Below are 14,274 nucleotides of genomic sequence, written 5' to 3'. Positions count from 1 at the left end.
ATCAATCAATGGATTGTTATCTGTGTGATTGACCATGTAAGTGACAGTGTCACGCCATCTTGTTGCGGACGGTGAGCCGCGGTGAGTTGAGCTTGATGAAAATCGGCAATAAGACGCGCGATATAGAGCCCTAAACCGAGATGAGGTTTATCGGCGCCGTGATGAGCGGGCCGGACACTCACCATAGAGTGAAAGAGCTGTGTGCGCATATCACTCGGAAGCAGTGGCCCGGTATTAGTGACGGTCATGGTCACCTTGTCAGCATGCACGCTAAGCGCAAGCGTAATGGGCGCCGCACCGTCGTCAAATTCCACCGCGTTGGCGATCAATTTGTCGAGCAACTGCGCCAAATAATCGGGGACACCTTCAAGCGTGATGATCTGTTCAGGGAGCGTCAGCGCGAACGTCTTTTCTGGATACGCCAGTCGATACCCTTGAGTGCATCCGTCTAGCAGTGCATTGAGGTTAACAGGCTCTTTATCGGCGTTGTCAAAGCTTTGTTCTAGACGCGTCGCTTCGGTTAGCGTTGATAAAATGCCGGCAAGGCGTTGAACCCCATCTTGAGCGCGATTGATATAAGTAAGCTGGCTGGGATCGGTTTGGGTGTACGCCATATTTTCAAGCGAGGATCGTACGACGGCAATGGGCGTACGTAACTCATGGGACAGGCGCGAGGCCATTTTCTCTAGATACTGATTATAGCCAGCAATGCGTCCGACCATATCGGCCATGGTGCGTGACAGGCGACCAATTTCATCTTGGCTGTCTGCGGTTGTGATGGCGCCTGTGACGCGTCCTTGGCTGTCAATGGCGTGATCCGCTTCATGTTGTAAGCGACGTAAACGCTTAGCAATGTGCGAGCCAAATAACAACAGCAATAAAACGCCCGTGCAGATCACCGCGAGCATCACCGAGAAAAGCGTTTCGAGAGCGTCATTACGTAAACTGCGAATGCCATTGGTGGTTTCTTCAACGATCACCGCGCCCGCGACGTCATTGTTGAGCCAAATGGGATAGGCGGCGGAGAGAATCATGGCTTGGCCATCATCCGAACTGCGCCACCCTGCATAAGGGCGCCCTTGTATTGCCTGCTGTGCCTGTACACCTTTGTAAATAGAAGCTTGTTGCATCGCATCGATAAAATGATCAGGTGGTGTCACTAGCAAGCGATCGTACCAAGGGCGGAGCAGTGTATCGGTAAGCCAAGCAATCAATCCGTGGCGCGTTTGTGGCGCTGATGATGACTGCCAGACACCGTTTGAGGTTTGGATATCGCCATCTTTAGCAAGCACTCGGCTATGTGTATCTACGACCCAAACGCGCGACGCGTCATTATTCATGCGTTCAATAAGGGTTTGAATCGCGGCAGAGGGGGTCATAAAACTGCCAAGTGACGTCGGTGTGCGTGTGGAGGCTGTGCCAATAATGGCACGTAATGGGCGCTCGAAACTATCGTCCAGATCGTAGTAGGCCAGCCCGAGTTGTTGACCCACCCAATCTGATGGAAGTTTTATCTCAACCTGATAGCCAGTGTCTGTCGTACGCCATTTGGCGGCAATGGGTAAAGGTTGCGTCGGCCCCTCAGTGTCATGTTGATTGGACTTTACAGGCAATCCACTTGCTAAATGTGTCACATGAGCATCGCGTGAGCGCGGATCTTGGCTGAGGGCCACGCGGTAAAACGCGCCTTGGGGAGAGGTTAGTGCAACAATAAGATGATCCTGACTGGTGAGATCGCTCTGATCTTGCGAAGGGGTGGGGGTCGCATCGACAATATCGAGCGCTAAGTAGACGGCGTGGTCATTGCTTGCTGTCAGTACCGACAGGGATAGTTGCTCGCTGTGATAGGGGCGTTGATTGAAAATTAACCCGTCACGCTGATAGTTGCGCTGATGCTGCTGATAGCGTTGCCACTCGCGTAGATCACCATCCAGAGTAATGGGGTGGGTAAGCCGAAAAGCATGCAAATCTTTACCTGGATCGAGGCGCGTTGGTGAGTGACGATGAGTGAAAAGTGCTGGTCGGTCGTTCATCCCCATTGCAAATGCGCGAGCTGTGCCCATCAGAGTTTGTTCTTGGCCCTGACGTAAGACGCTTTCCATCTCCCAGACATATTGATAACCCAGGTAAGGCAAGAGCAATAAAAAGCTAGAGAGCACGACAATTTTAGTCCGGATCCCGGCGAAATAAGGCCATAAACCTTGAGTCAGCCGACGCCATCTTGCCATTATATTGGTGCCTCATCCCAGCGATACCCCATGCCATAGACCGTCCGAATACAGTCAAACTGGTTATCAATGGCCATGAACTTCTTCCGAATCCGCTTAATGTGCGAGGTAATGGTACTGTCATCCACAACAGCATGTGCCTCATCCATTAAAGCTTGTCGGCTCTTCACGTGTCCCGGGCGTTTAACCAGGGCATGGACCATCCAAAATTCAGTCACTGTAAGATCAATCAGCTGGTCATGCCAGTACACACGCATACGATCAAGATCGAGATAGAGCGGCCCAGATTGCAAGCGTTTGTCTTCTGTCGACGGTGCTTGTGCTAAGAGATCGCTACGGCGAAACAAAGCGGCAATGCGCGCCATCAAATGCGGGAGCGACACATCTTTGGTTAAATAATCGTCTGCTCCCATCCGCAATCCCACCACGGTATCGATATCACTATCACGCGCGGTCAGAAAAATAATGGGCACGGTCGCTGATAGAGCGCGTAATGCTTGGCATAGCGCAAAGCCGCCATCAATTTCATTGCCCAAACCAATATCAATAATGGCTAAATCGGGTAGACGTTGCTCAAAAGCGGTTTGGGCGGATGGACGATCGGCGTAGGTATTGACCTGATAGCCTTGGCGACGAATCACATCGGCATAGTTATCGCGAATGGCGGCTTCATCTTCAACAATTGCTATCTGCTTCATGGTACGGGATAGGTCACGAGTGTTGCAGTGACTATACCCAAACTCAGCGCAGAGAAAACCCCTTTTGCCGGATTCCGCGCAATTGCCATATTTTTGCCATTATTGATCGTCACATTGCCATTTTTATAGCCGTAAATTGCCTGATCCGCTTGTTTTAATGTCCTCATTGCCAGCACGGCACAACACCCACTCTTTCGAGGACGAGAACACTATGGATATTAAAAAAGCACTCACACATTCTGTATTTGCGGTTTCTATGTTTGTTGTTGCAACACCACAAGGCATGGCCGCCACGCAAGTCGAGCGAGACAAAAAGCCAGAATTGATCGGTATGGGCAGCGGCGCTATTGCTGGTGCAGTGGTCGCAGGACCGGTCGGTGCGGTGGCTGGCGCCATCATAGGCACAGTGATGGGGCAAAATGCGAGTTTTGAAACCCTTGCGACTGAGCAGCAAGATACGATTGAAACCATGAATGCGAAAAATACGCAACTGAGCCTTGTCACGCAAAAATATAATGAGGCGCAGTTAGAGCTTGCCCGCCTGCGTGCAGAGCAACATTCTATTGAGGACATAGACTTGGCGATGAATATTCAGTTTCGAACCAGCTCGGCCGAGATTGAACCTCACTTTATGATTCAGCTGGATGAATTAGCGAATTTTATCCAACAAATGCCCGAGGCACAGTGGCAATTAGCCGGTTATGCAGACCCGCGCGGTCGTCAATCTTACAATCAAGATCTGTCTGAGCGCCGTGTACAGGCGGTAAGAGATTACTTGGTGTCAGTTGGGGTTAGCGCGAATCAGTTAGAGACGATTGCCTATGGCGACAGTCAACCACTGGCCGATCAAGCCAACAATGAGGGCTTTTTCTTTGACCGTCGTGTCACCCTTTCACGTGTCAAAGGCGGGCAAATGGCACAGGCACAGTAATCGTCGCTTTATCGTTTTAGGGCTGGGCTACCATGCAACGGCCTAGCCCATAGCACATGTTAGAGACTTATCTTCGGCAACCAAGGAAGACACCATGATTAGACCGGCAACCCTTCACGATATCGATGCCATTTGCGCTTTGTGTGAGCGCTGTCAGCCTGACCCACTTCCGTGGCGTCAAATGAAGAAAACGCTCACCGATCTGATTCACGCCGAGGATGCCAACGTATTAGTCGCTGAGCTTTGTGGGTTGGTAGCAGGCGTGGTGGCGTTCAATGTGATCTTACAACTGGATAAATCTAACCATTTAGGGCGTATCAGCACCATTATGGTGGATGAGCATTTTCGGGACATGACCCTCGGTCGACAGTTGCTCAGTGCCGCGGAGACCTATTTACTGGCAAGAGGGTGTGATCAGATTGAAGTGGTCCCAAGTTATCACAAAGCCGATGCGCAAAGCTTTTATCTGCACTGCGGTTTTCAACTCACGCCAGAGCGCCTGATTAAAGCGTTAGCGGCGTAGTCACGCGCCAAAGGCTTTATCTTTGCCACTTTGCGGACTGGGGAGCTTGGTTGGCCATTCGCCAGTCGCTTCCCAGATTAACAAGGCTTGTTTGGCCGCGAGGCCGCCCCCGTAGCCAATTAATTGCCCTTGGCGGCCAATGATACGGTGGCAAGGAATGATGATAGAAATCGGGTTTTTGCCATTCGCGCCGCCCACCGCTTGGTTGGCTTTTGGATTGCCGATGGCATTGGAAATGGTCTGATAGCTGGCAGTGTGCCCATACGGAATGGTTTGCAAAGCGGCCCACACACGGCGTTGAAACGATGTACCATGCGGGGCAAGTGGCAGAGAAAATGCCTGCCGCTTTCCTGCAAAATATTGATCTAGTTGACGGCATGCTTCATCCAGTATGGGGTCACCGTCGGGCGCGATGCTTGCCGCTGAGGATGACGGTGCTCGGCGAGGCAAGTATAGCCCCGTGAGCCCATTGGTATCCGCTTCTAATGTCAGCATGCCTAATGGCGATGGATATCGGATAACTGGCATGACACATCCCTGTGGTCGATGATTATTTCTTATCTTGATTGCAATAGGCGCAGGCTGTTAAAAACGCATGCTCTTGAAACTGCTTTAAGCCCAATTCTTTTAGATTGACATCGATCGGGTGGCGTTTGAGTGTTTGCTTCATGATGTTATTAGGCAGCACTTCTGCTTCAACCCCATCGATAAGCTGCAAGACCGCTTCCATTTTAAAGCCCGCACTGCTTCCGGCGAATTTACCTTTAGTTTGACGCTCGCGGATCACAATCGTTTCTACTTGATAGTCTTCGACCAGCTTGCTCATGGTGCGGTGGAAATGTTGAATGCTTTCTTGTGATTCGGGTGATGGCACATTGATTTTCTTTGCTCGACAATCAGGTACCGAAAAAAGGTCATTCTCGCTATCTAGCAATACCAGGTTGGCTTCGTTGCCTTTTAGATCAACCGCGCATACTCTCATTGTTTTCTCTCTATCGTTTATTTAGCAAAGCCACAATCTTTGGTGAAACACAGCCTCTGGCCAAAACAACCTTTGGCCAAAATGGTCACTGAGGCGGGGCAGTATACGCAAAAGCGCCTGCGACGTCACAGGATTAACGAAATGCGTCGACACAGATATCTAGTGTCCCTTCACTGGTAGCGCGTGCGATGCGCAAATCGTGGCGCCTACCCAAGTCGATATACTCCACCTCGCGAAAATGGTTACTGCGCACGGAGTAGAAGGTTTTCACAACTGGACGCGTGATGTCATCAAGGTTCTCTTGCCACACTAAACCAATACGCCCATCGACAAGTTCCACTAACGAACCAATCGGATAAAAGCCAATACACTGAATAAACGCACGCAACAAAGTGGGATCCAAATGAAACGGAGTCAGTCCCATCATGATTTTAAACGCTTCTGACGGTGACATGGCTCGCTTATAGCAACGATCGGCGGTGAGCGCATCATAGATATCGACAATGCCACTCATGCGGCCAATCGTATGTATTTCTTCACCTTGTAATCCGTTAGGGTAGCCATTGCCATCAAGCTTTTCATGATGCATCAAACTGACATCACGTGCGGTTTGCGATAAATCGGGAATACTGTCTAACACCGGTTGAGAAAAGACCTGATGGAGCTTCATGTGATCGAATTCTTCAGCGGTCAGTTTGCCAGGCTTATTCAAAACCTCATCGGCAACTAATACTTTACCAATATCGTGCACAATTCCACCCACAGCCAACTCTTGTAAAGTATGGTGATCGAATCCTAAATGCTTACCAAAATTAACCAGCAAAAACGCGACGTTAAGCGAGTGCTCCATCAAGTAGGCACTTTTATCTCGAATACCACTGATCCAGGCAACAGCGTGCTGTCGTTCAAAAATATTATCAACAATACTGAGCCCTAAATCCTCGATAGGCGTCATATCGATAGGCTTATTGGCGTAGATATCTTTTAATAACCGACAAAGCTGTTGTTTTGAGGCATCGATTAATTCTCGGGCTTTATCCATATCCGCGCCTGTCGCGGCATACTTCCCTCTGACCAAAGGGCCTTTGTAGTGGATCTCATCCAAGTTTAACAGTTGGTCCGCATCAACCCAAATATGCTGCACCCCACTTTGACGCAGCTTTTCAATCGTTTCAGGTCGACGCACATAGCCAGGCTTTGCCATGCGTGTGCGGGAGTGTTCAGTTTCGATGTGTTCAACATACATGCCAAGGGTTAGCTGCTGTATACTAATTTTTTGCAACATCCTAGATTGCCCTTCCTACATCATCATCCCGATATGAATATCGCAAACAGTATTGCTCAAAGGGCGTACCCACGCTATTTAAATGCGGAGAAAATTAAGTTTTTGTGCGGACAAGACCAGCCGCTATGTGTGATATACTTCCACGCTTAATTTTTATTTTTCTGGGCGTTTTATGCAGATTATTGCCAAACATACCGATGAGCGGGTGCTACCGCTAGAGAGTAAAACCGTTATCAAGCGTGATGCAGCACGCGCGATTGTTTTGCAGGGTGATGAGATCTTACTGATGTATACCGCACGCTATGATGATTATTCACTGCCAGGTGGCGGAATTGACCAAGGGGAAACCCAAGAGCAAGGCATGATCCGCGAACTGCAAGAAGAGACGGGTGCTCGAGGTATCCGAGATATTGAACCGTTTGGCTGTTTTGAGGAATATCGTCCTTGGCATCGCGACGGCGCCGATGTGATGCGCATGCTCTCTTACTGTTTTTATTGCCAGGTGGATCGTGAGCTTGGAACGCCGACATTTGAACATTATGAGCGACATAATGGGATGCGCCCGGTATGGGTACGTTTGGATCACGCGATTGCGCATAACAAAGCGGTGATGGCAAACAGCGACAAAGCGGGCCAATCGTTGGTACGAGAAACCATGCTCCTTGAGATGATTGCTCAGCAACGTGATAGCACCCAGCAAGCCACAGCGTAATCGGGTAGGATCGCTTCATGGACAAAGCGCAACTGATTAAATTGGCCAATATGCGCATGCCGTTTGGCAAATACGCCGGCCGTGTATTGATTGATCTGCCTGAAGAATACTTGCTGTGGTTTCAAAACAAAGCGGAATTCCCCGAAGGCGAGCTCGGTGACTTGATGCAATTGTGCTTGGCACTCAAGGTCGAAGGCTTAGAAAGCGTGGTTAAGCCTTTGATTCGCCATGATAAAGCACCAAGATGAGCATCAATCAAAACGTCGAGTCGTTGACGCAAGTAGGTACAATCGCGACGAAAGTAACGCTCGATGTGTCATGATTGCTTAACGCGCTATCACCCATTGGCGGTTGTCGTCTGTCTTATCCATCATTGCGCGTAGAAGTTGTGCGCGGGCGTCGTCACTGGGTGCAATCAGATCATAAATACCGCTTATCGGCTGGCCGTTTTCTTGAGTGTCGACCCGCATGGCGGCGGCGCAGGTTTCACCATTTTGGGTGCCAATGCATAAAGAAACGCCGGCCTCAGCGACTTCTACGCCATCTTGAAGCGCTAATTGTGCGAAGTATGCCAGCATGTTTGCATGATCTGATTCTGCCCACTGTTTGGCTTGAAGCTTGGCGTATTGGATCATTAGTGGATGGCTATCAACCCAGTAAAGCGTTAATGGATGAGTGGCTGGGGCCGCAGGCATAACGAAGGGTTCAGGTGACTGAGTGGCGGCGTGATAGATATCATAGCCGGTGAGGCTTTCTTTGGTTGGAAACTGAGCTTGTTTGACATGACAAGCCATCCAACGTTGTTTGATATCAAAATGGGAAATAATTGCCGGCGCGTTCATAAACACCCTTTTCATTGCCTACAAAGGAAACGTATCATAACCGAGTCGGCGTCTAGAACAAACCGCCCCTCGCCAATGCCCGCCAATATAGCCTGCTAGAGATCACAGCTTAAGTGTGAGTGATTTAAATATGAGCAGACGTCATGTGCTGAGTTGCGTAAAATAGGAAATAGAAATCCCATTTATTGCGATGATTGAGTTCCTCTTTTATGTCTGGTCAGCGACTGCGTGCACAATTTACCCGCCTTTATCACCACTTTAACGGCGAAGATACAGATACAGCGTTACAAGCGATCGCCGATATCCTCGTGTGCACGCGGCGCAATGCGCGGATGGTCTTGAGTAAGTTAGAGGAGCATGGTTGGTTAACATGGCAACCCTCTGTTGGGCGAGGCAAGTTGTCACGTTTAACCTTTTTACGCAGTGAATCGGCATTGCGCGAAGAGCAGGCGGCGCAATGGCTTACACAAGGTAAAATCGATCAGGCTTTAGCCTGCTTGGATCACGATTCCACCAAGCTGGTCACCTTGATTCAAAAGCAAATGGGGCCGAGTACGCAAAATGGCCGTCAAATTGTGCGTTTGCCTTATTACCGTCAATTAGAAGAACTTGATCCACGTGGACCACTGCGCCGCTCAGAACAGCACTTAGTGGGACAAATATTTAACGGCCTAGTGCGCTATCGGGGCAATGATCGCATTGTCGTTGCCGATTTAGCGCATCATTGGGATGCCATATCCGCAAGCCAATGGCGCTTTTACTTACGACCGGGTGTCCGGTTCCATGATGGGCGCTTGATGACGGAGCATGATGTCATTGCTAGTCTTTCCAACCTCGCGACTCGGCGCTTTTTCGCCCATGTGGCAAGTGTGACATCACCTGGGCCAAGAATGATTGATATTCACCTCTCTTGCCCGGATCCTCTTTTCGATCATGCGCTCACCCTCCCTGAAGCTTTAATTCTTCCTGCTGATTGTGATCATGATAAGCAATTTGCCTATCAGCCTGTGGGGACAGGCCCGTATCGCGTGGCTGAACGGCAAGCGCATCGTTTGGTGCTGGAAGCATTTGACGATTACTTTGGCTATCGCGCACTGACCGATGAGATCCAAATTATGGTATTCGACGAAGCAGCCATGTGTTATCTCACACCAAGTACCACGCTCACACCCGAGCGACTGGCAAGTCATCAGACGACGTTGAGTCAAAAACTCGAAATGGATCAGGGGGCCGGATATCTGTTGCTTAATTGTCGCGATGGGCTCGCCAAACAGCCAGCGTGGCGAGAATACTTACACGCCAAGTTGTCATCGCTGCAACTGCTACCACGCTTAGCCGCGCACGGCATGGGGGAGTATCGATTATTCAACGCGTATGGATTAATGCCAGGCTGGATGCATTATGTGCAAGCGGAGCGTGAGCTGACCGCGCCGGGCCCGACCTCTTTGACAGTCGCGTATTTATCAGACCACCCCTTATACCCGTTGATTGCGCAAGCCATAACCAAACATTTGTCTGAAGAGGGCATCACGGTGAATGTTTTAGCGCTATCTCCGGCGGAATATTTTAGTGGTCGTTACAGTCGCAAAATTGATATTTGGTTGGGCGCGATGAGCTTCGGTGAGCGCGGACAGGTTGGGTTATTCAACTGGCTTGGTACGCATGATTTGGTGTTACATGCCTGTACGGATGCGCTTGTTACTAAGATAGAGACGGAAACACGACGTTGGCGTGAAACACAAGATGATAATTGTGCTGAAACCTTGGCGCGTTGCCTGGTTGAACACCAGATGATCCCGTTATTCCATATTTGGATGGGAGTCATGGCGACGCCAGATTTACAAGATGTCGCGTCTAATGCCGTCGGATGGTTTGACTTTAAATCGATATGGCACAAGCCCGGTTAAACCGTCGTGTGCTCTTCGAGGCCAAGCGAAAAAGTCGCTGTCATGAGCAAGTATTTGTGCAGTGGTAGGCTGTCTTTTATCCGAAATAGAGGATGAAAGATACGATAGCGTCCTTCGGTTAATCCGAGGGGAGAAATGGCATCTGAGAGGCTAGTGGTTGCAGATACGAGGCGAATACCTTGCGCTCGATAGGCATCGGCATGAATGGGCTGGTGGCCTAACCACCATGAGGGAACGGCTTTACTCGCGTTCGTCCGGTCAATCCAGTGATCGCTCACAATGATCACGCGTCCAGGCTCAGAAGGGTCAGTGATACCGTTGTTGAGTAGCCAAGCTACATCACGAACTAACGCGTCTCGACAGGCATTATTGCCACTGAGTAAGCGGTGCGCAAGGATATAAATCGCGCTGTCATCTAACTGGAGTTTGTACACGGTCTGGCTATGAGGGCGAGTGTCGTCGAGAAGATGAAACTGTGCCGGTCTATCATGCGCTTCAAGCACACGCATCAAACGACGCGCTAACGCTTTACCCATATGCGTATCGCGCATGCCTCGATTGTGAACTGTCGGATAGTGATGTTCGCACAGTTTGACACAATCTTGCTGAAACTGGCGCAGTGCCAGCGAGACCAGATCATCTAACAAAAACGTTTTACTCCTACCAAAATATCGACACAGCGTTTGTGGCCAAATCGCCCTGTTCAAAGTATGCAGTATATCACTTAAATCACCCAAAAAATCAGCGAGAAACGCTACTTTGTGCGCACTTTCTCATCGTATACCATTTTACGCCAGCGGCTAACGACCGGATCGCAGCACCTAGGTCCGGCAAGAATTTGCTTTTTGTTGCGAGCCTATTTGGTGTTAGGTTGGTGAAAAACAGGGGTTTGAAGTTATTGATAGATAGACGGGTGTCATCGGTATTGAGAGGAAAACCAAGCGTGAATATCAAGGAGCAGCTGGGGCGCGTGTTTATTTTTAGTCACTGCCTATCGATGCGTGGGCCAATGATTCGGCTCTCGACACGGGTAGGGTTGCTGCTGTGGATACTTTATATACCCACTGGACAGGCTGCGAGTTACCTGTTACCCACGGACGGAAGTCGGTTAGTCGGATCCCTTGAAACACATCAGGTTGAAGAGGGCGAACACCTTGAAGCCATTGCCAAACAGTATAATGTCGGTTTTTTAGCGCTATTGGCGCTGAACCCAGGTGTGGATCCCTACTTACCTGAAGCGGGCGCCTTGATACGTTTACCTCAGCAGTACTTATTGCCGAAACCGCCCCATGAAGGGATTGTGATTAACTTGGCTGAGCTTCGCCTTTATTACTTTCCCGCGCAGGATGCCGCGGTTACCGAAACCGGAGAGCCTCTTTCATCGACAGAAAAAAACACCCGTCGGCGTGTTCATATCTTTCCCATTGGTATTGGACGGATTGGGCGAGATACGCCAAAAATGGATACCTTCATTAGTCAAAAGCGAAAAAATCCGACATGGACCCCGCCTCAGAGCATTAAAGATGAATACCGACAAACGCGCGGAATCAGCTTGCCCGATGTGGTACCCGCCGGCCCTGATAACCCCCTGGGTAAACATGCGTTACGCTTGGGTTATGGGCATGGTGAGTATTTAATCCACGGGACCAATAAATCGTTTGGGGTTGGCTTACGGGTCAGTGCAGGCTGTATTCGCTTGCGGCCGAATGACATTGCTTGGTTATTTGATGCAGTGGATGTTCGTACGCCTGTGCGTATTATTGATACACCGACTAAAGTGAGTCTTGAGCCTGATGGACGTGTAATGGTTGAGGCGCATCGCCCGCTTTCTGACACGCTTGATGAGGCGGATAAACGCATCACCCGAGCACCGGATCCAAGGATTTTATCTTTATTTAAGCACTTTGGCCTGTCAACACAGCGTTACCGAGCGGCTTTAGTGGTACAAGAGGGGCTCCCGATTGAGGTGGCTTCTCTCACGCCAGCACAACAGAAAATGTGGCGACAAATAGAACAACAATTTACGTCTCAAGCAGATACGTTCGTCCCGTCAGTCAATCGCCCTGGAGTCAAAAAATAACAAACGGCGCATCGTGCGCCGTTTATTAAGATAGCTTACCGATTTGGCGTCTATTTATTTCAACGATGAGTAAGCGTTGTTAAAAGCTTATTTTGTGTATGACTGCGCCATATTATCAATGCGCTTATTCGCACGTTTGGCTTCATCATAGGCCATGCCTGATGTGTTTTTCGTCTCACTAACGTCATTTTTCATCATTGAAACGTCATTGGAGAGCGCGTCGACCTTTGCCGATAAATCATTGACGCTTTGTTGTAATGCGGTGGTATTGGTACAGCCCATCAATAAAACACTTGATACGACCGCAGCTAGAGCCATTGGACGGATTTTCATAGATAACCTCGACTGTTGTTTAAAATCGTCATAACGTTAGGAGTATCACGCTTAGACGTGACCACACATAACCTTAGACGCTAACAAGAGATTTTGCTTGCCAACCCTTCACTTAGCTATCATACCTTGACGCAGTTAACACGAGATGACCGCTTTCGCCTTTTTTGACTGTTTTTGTACAGTCTTACGGCGGCCGTTACTGCCTCTTATTCGCTACCGCTGTGATGTTTCATGCCAGCCATGACGGTTTTTACCGGAATTTGCTTGGTTAGCGTGTGGCCATCAGCGGTGGTTAATGTCAGTGAAATATGTTCCCCAACCTCTAAAGGTTTTACCAAGTCAAAGAGCATCACATGCAAGCCCCCCGGCTTTAGAATAACTTGCTCGCCCTTCGGCACTAAAATTTGCGCGATTTGACGCATTTCCATCATGCCATCCACCATGGCGTGTTCATGCAGTTCAACCCGTTTGGCGGCTGGTGTGCTGGCGCTCACCACTCGTTTTAGCACCTTACTTTGGTTATCCAACACCATAAAGGCCGCACTGTTGGGCGCACCAGGAGCACTCGCGCGCGCATAAGCATCATGAAGAAAAAATTCGCCATGCGCATGCGCTAGGGGAGCCAGTATAAAAGCAATAGCGGCAATAAAAGGCTTGAGAAATTTCATTGTTATTCCTTATCGTTATCAGTTACCCGTTGAACGGCGGCGACCAGCATGTCGGGGTTTAAGGTGTGTGGGATTTTTTCCAAAAGCTCGCCATCAGGCGAGAGAAAGTAGAAAAAAGAGCTATGGTCAACGGCGTAGTCCATGGCAGAGTCTTCTAGCTCGGTAATGCGATACAACACACCATAGCGTTTCGCAAGTTGATCAATTTGCGCCTTGGAGCCGCTGACGCCTGTGATTAGAGGATGGAAAAAATGCGCGTACTCGGCGGCTTTTTCGCTGGTATCACGTTTTGGATCCAGCGTGATAAATACAGGCGATACCGCCTTTTGCGTCGACTCTGGCAGCGACTTTAATGCCGCCGACAAAACCGCAAGTGATGTTGGACATACATCAGGGCAATGGGTGTAGCCGAAATAAACAATCCTTGGTCGGGGATCGTCAACATTATATAGGTTGAAAGGCTGGCCATCGGATTGCAACGCGCCAGCTTGCGCTTGTTGTTGTGTTTGTTGGTAATTGTCATAAAGGGCGCGTGCGCCTAAGCCAACACAAACGGCAATAATGGCGACTAGCCAAGCTTTTTTACTCATTATCGCTCCATGCGTACTTTAATGGGGAAGTGGTTTTTTGCTTCGTTATCCAGCGTAATCGTGCCTACCCATGTCATGCTATCTTCTGTGCAGACGGGCAACATTAATTCTCCTTGGTAGGTTTGCTCATCGGTTTTTTTGAGCGCAAGCCGGTACTCACCCATGTTCATCTCCACGCCTTTGAGCTTGACCAGTAAGGTATCTCGCGCGAGTGGTTCGGGGCTGATGACCGTCAGTCTATTTGCATTCATAGGGCGCACCGTCGGCTCAGCAAGTGACGCTTGGTAGCCTTTATACTGGCAAGTCTGCTGATTGAGCACGCACGCATCTGTTAGCACGGATGAGTGTGTTGATGCGGATGCCGGGCTGTTTTCACTTTCAACAAAAGTGGTTAGCCAAGTTGGCGTAAAAAACGCAAGCGCCACCAGCATAATGATACTGGCGGGGATCAATAGACGGCGACTCACGGGCATGCGTGAGGATGAAACATTCATG

General features: G+C 49.5%; 18 protein-coding genes. 6 read left to right on the top strand and 12 right to left on the bottom strand.

What is annotated here, in order from left to right; all coding sequences use genetic code 11:
* Positions 1-5: 5 nt before the first annotated feature.
* Genes pdsS through BZG80_RS15860 form a run of 3 tightly spaced genes read right to left on the bottom strand, consistent with a single transcriptional unit; the run spans position 6 to position 3,093 of the window.
* Positions 6-2,228 (bottom strand): proteobacterial dedicated sortase system histidine kinase, encoded by a 2,223-nt coding sequence (gene pdsS / locus BZG80_RS02910; protein WP_077678712.1) that lies wholly within the window; start codon positions 2,226-2,228, stop codon positions 6-8.
* Complete coding sequence (pdsR, locus tag BZG80_RS02905) at positions 2,228-2,926, bottom strand: proteobacterial dedicated sortase system response regulator (RefSeq protein ID WP_077461367.1); 699 nt, start codon at positions 2,924-2,926, stop codon at positions 2,228-2,230. Before pdsR ends, pdsS begins: the two co-directional genes overlap by 1 nt.
* Entirely contained in the window at positions 2,923-3,093 is a 171-nt protein-coding gene (locus BZG80_RS15860; protein ID WP_158011444.1) for a hypothetical protein, read from the bottom strand. The genes pdsR and BZG80_RS15860 overlap by 4 nt, the downstream gene beginning before the upstream one ends.
* Positions 3,094-3,137: 44 nt before the next feature.
* On the opposite strand from BZG80_RS15860, the gene pdsO reads away from it, so the two are divergent.
* Positions 3,138-3,857, top strand: coding sequence for a sortase-associated OmpA-like protein PdsO (gene pdsO, locus BZG80_RS02900; protein WP_158011339.1), 720 nt, complete (start codon positions 3,138-3,140; stop codon positions 3,855-3,857).
* A gap of 94 nt (positions 3,858-3,951) precedes the next feature.
* On the top strand, positions 3,952-4,380 hold the full coding sequence (locus tag BZG80_RS02895; RefSeq protein ID WP_077678711.1) for a GNAT family N-acetyltransferase: 429 nt from the start codon (positions 3,952-3,954) through the stop codon (positions 4,378-4,380).
* On the opposite strand, the gene BZG80_RS02890 is transcribed toward BZG80_RS02895, so the two are convergent.
* The 3 genes from BZG80_RS02890 to BZG80_RS02880 all read right to left on the bottom strand — a co-directional run bounded on the left by BZG80_RS02890 (position 4,381) and on the right by BZG80_RS02880 (position 6,647).
* Positions 4,381-4,908 (bottom strand): methylated-DNA--[protein]-cysteine S-methyltransferase, encoded by a 528-nt coding sequence (locus BZG80_RS02890; RefSeq protein ID WP_077678710.1) that lies wholly within the window; start codon positions 4,906-4,908, stop codon positions 4,381-4,383.
* A 22-nt stretch (positions 4,909-4,930) separates the two neighbouring features.
* Complete coding sequence (locus tag BZG80_RS02885) at positions 4,931-5,362, bottom strand: DUF3010 family protein (protein WP_077461364.1); 432 nt, start codon at positions 5,360-5,362, stop codon at positions 4,931-4,933.
* A 133-nt stretch (positions 5,363-5,495) separates the two neighbouring features.
* The gene (locus BZG80_RS02880) at positions 5,496-6,647 is read right to left on the bottom strand and encodes an HD-GYP domain-containing protein (protein ID WP_077678709.1); all 1,152 of its coding nucleotides are present in this window, start codon (positions 6,645-6,647) and stop codon (positions 5,496-5,498) included.
* 172 nt (positions 6,648-6,819) lie between these two features.
* Here BZG80_RS02880 and BZG80_RS02875 point away from each other — a divergent pair, with 172 nt between their 5' ends.
* Together BZG80_RS02875 and BZG80_RS02870 are read left to right on the top strand one after the other, a co-directional pair.
* Complete coding sequence (locus BZG80_RS02875; protein WP_077678708.1) at positions 6,820-7,359, top strand: NUDIX hydrolase; 540 nt, start codon at positions 6,820-6,822, stop codon at positions 7,357-7,359.
* Positions 7,360-7,376: 17 nt separating this feature from the next.
* Positions 7,377-7,607, top strand: a complete 231-nt coding sequence (locus tag BZG80_RS02870; RefSeq protein WP_077678707.1) for a DUF3820 family protein — start codon at positions 7,377-7,379, stop codon at positions 7,605-7,607.
* Between the two features lie 78 nt (positions 7,608-7,685).
* On the opposite strand, the gene BZG80_RS02865 is transcribed toward BZG80_RS02870, so the two are convergent.
* The gene (locus BZG80_RS02865) at positions 7,686-8,201 is read right to left on the bottom strand and encodes a hypothetical protein (protein WP_077678706.1); all 516 of its coding nucleotides are present in this window, start codon (positions 8,199-8,201) and stop codon (positions 7,686-7,688) included.
* Between the two features lie 209 nt (positions 8,202-8,410).
* Here BZG80_RS02865 and BZG80_RS02860 point away from each other — a divergent pair, with 209 nt between their 5' ends.
* On the top strand, positions 8,411-10,108 hold the full coding sequence (locus BZG80_RS02860; protein WP_077678705.1) for an SgrR family transcriptional regulator: 1,698 nt from the start codon (positions 8,411-8,413) through the stop codon (positions 10,106-10,108).
* On the opposite strand, the gene BZG80_RS02855 is transcribed toward BZG80_RS02860, so the two are convergent.
* The gene (locus BZG80_RS02855) at positions 10,105-10,755 is read right to left on the bottom strand and encodes a hypothetical protein (protein ID WP_077461359.1); all 651 of its coding nucleotides are present in this window, start codon (positions 10,753-10,755) and stop codon (positions 10,105-10,107) included. The two genes, BZG80_RS02860 and BZG80_RS02855, sit on opposite strands and share 4 nt — an antisense overlap.
* A gap of 362 nt (positions 10,756-11,117) precedes the next feature.
* Between BZG80_RS02855 and BZG80_RS02850 the strand changes: the two genes are divergently transcribed.
* On the top strand, positions 11,118-12,188 hold the full coding sequence (locus BZG80_RS02850; RefSeq protein ID WP_077678735.1) for a L,D-transpeptidase family protein: 1,071 nt from the start codon (positions 11,118-11,120) through the stop codon (positions 12,186-12,188).
* A gap of 87 nt (positions 12,189-12,275) precedes the next feature.
* On the opposite strand, the gene BZG80_RS02845 is transcribed toward BZG80_RS02850, so the two are convergent.
* The 4 genes from BZG80_RS02845 to BZG80_RS02830 form a co-directional block, all read right to left on the bottom strand.
* On the bottom strand, positions 12,276-12,521 hold the full coding sequence (locus tag BZG80_RS02845) for an Lpp/OprI family alanine-zipper lipoprotein (protein ID WP_021023886.1): 246 nt from the start codon (positions 12,519-12,521) through the stop codon (positions 12,276-12,278).
* Positions 12,522-12,727: 206 nt separating this feature from the next.
* Entirely contained in the window at positions 12,728-13,189 is a 462-nt protein-coding gene (locus tag BZG80_RS02840) for a copper chaperone PCu(A)C (RefSeq protein ID WP_077461358.1), read from the bottom strand.
* A 2-nt stretch (positions 13,190-13,191) separates the two neighbouring features.
* A complete protein-coding gene (locus BZG80_RS02835; protein WP_077678704.1) occupies positions 13,192-13,779 on the bottom strand; it encodes an SCO family protein in 588 nt (195 codons plus the stop codon).
* The gene (locus BZG80_RS02830) at positions 13,779-14,273 is read right to left on the bottom strand and encodes a hypothetical protein (RefSeq protein WP_077461356.1); all 495 of its coding nucleotides are present in this window, start codon (positions 14,271-14,273) and stop codon (positions 13,779-13,781) included. The genes BZG80_RS02835 and BZG80_RS02830 overlap by 1 nt, the downstream gene beginning before the upstream one ends.
* Between the last annotated feature and the right edge of the window lies 1 nt (position 14,274).

Source organism: Salinivibrio sp. MA440 (assembly GCF_001996265.1).
GTDB lineage: Bacteria > Pseudomonadota > Gammaproteobacteria > Enterobacterales > Vibrionaceae > Salinivibrio > Salinivibrio costicola.
The sequence above is the reverse complement of the archived record's forward strand: the minus strand, read 5'-3'. Positions and strand labels throughout refer to the sequence as shown.